Below are 1,170 nucleotides of genomic sequence, written 5' to 3'. Positions count from 1 at the left end.
GTGTACGAGCGACGGAGACGATAACTGCGTCCATGATAGATCCAGTTCCTTTGAAAAATGCGCGGCTAACCGCCAGTGGCGACAGTCCGCGCGACTAAAGAAATCGCTGCGGAAATGCGACAGAATCGGCCGCGTTGAATTTTCGGGAAAATTTCTGTCGCAAAAGTCGGATGCAAAAGTCAATGTTTTGCGACTGACATTTACGACAATTGCTAGAGTGAAAAGAGACCCAAACCGGCACGCACTTCCTCAAGGGTTGTTTGTGCCCTCACGCGCGCTCTGAAGGTGCCCTGCCGCAGGAGGTCCATGACATAGCCCGGATCGTCCGCATACCGGGCACGGCGCTCCCTGATCGGAGCGAGCAAGGATTGCAAAACATCCTCAAGCTGCCGCTTCACTGCCATGTCGCCCAGCCCGCCCCGGCGGTATCGGGTCTTGAGGTCCTCAATGTCGGCCAAATCATCGCCAAAGGCATCCAGATAGGTGAAGACCACATTGCCCTCGACCGTTCCGGGGTCAGCAGCACACACATGATGGGGGTCCGTATACATTTGCCGCACGGCATCACGAATTTTATCCGGCGAGGCGGAAAGCAGAATAGCATTCCCCTGCGATTTGCTCATCTTGGCTTTGCCATCGATCCCCGGCAGACGGCCAACGGTTGGGATCATGGCGTGAGCTTCCGGCAGGAGGACATGGCCGATCTGCCGGTTCAGTCGCCGAACGATTTCGTTGGTTTGCTCGATGAGGGGGGCCTGGTCCCCGCCTACGGGAACGAGCGTTGCCTTGAACGCGGTAATGTCGGCCGCCTGTGCAACGGGATAGCAGAGAAAACCGGCCGGCACGTCGCGTTCGAAGCCGCGAAGCTGAATTTCCGTCTTGATGGTCGGATTTCGCTCCAGCCGGGCAACGGTCACRAAATTCATATAGAGCATGGTCAATTCTGCCAGCGCCGGCAAAGCCGATTGCACGCAGATCGTCGTTAGGGCCGGATCAATCCCCACAGCCAGGTAGTCGTAGGCAACTTCAAGCACATTACGTCGAACCTTTTCAGGATTGTGGGCATTGTCGGTCAGGGCCTGCATATCCGCGAGAAGCAGGAATTGCTCGTGGGTATGCTGAAGGGCCACGCGGTTCTTCAGCGACCCGACGTAGTGGCCGAGATGAAGG

Annotated in this window: 1 protein-coding gene; it reads right to left on the bottom strand. The window is 57.1% G+C overall.

What is annotated here, in order from left to right; all coding sequences use genetic code 11:
- Window positions 1-212: 212 nt before the first annotated feature.
- On the bottom strand, window positions 213-1,170 hold a 958-nt coding region (trpS, locus tag AC1DUU_RS32540), incomplete at its 5' end, for a tryptophan--tRNA ligase (RefSeq protein ID WP_476787406.1).

Source organism: Aminobacter sp. P4_H6_2 (assembly GCF_056400805.1).
This window is presented reverse-complemented; position numbering and strand designations above follow the sequence as displayed.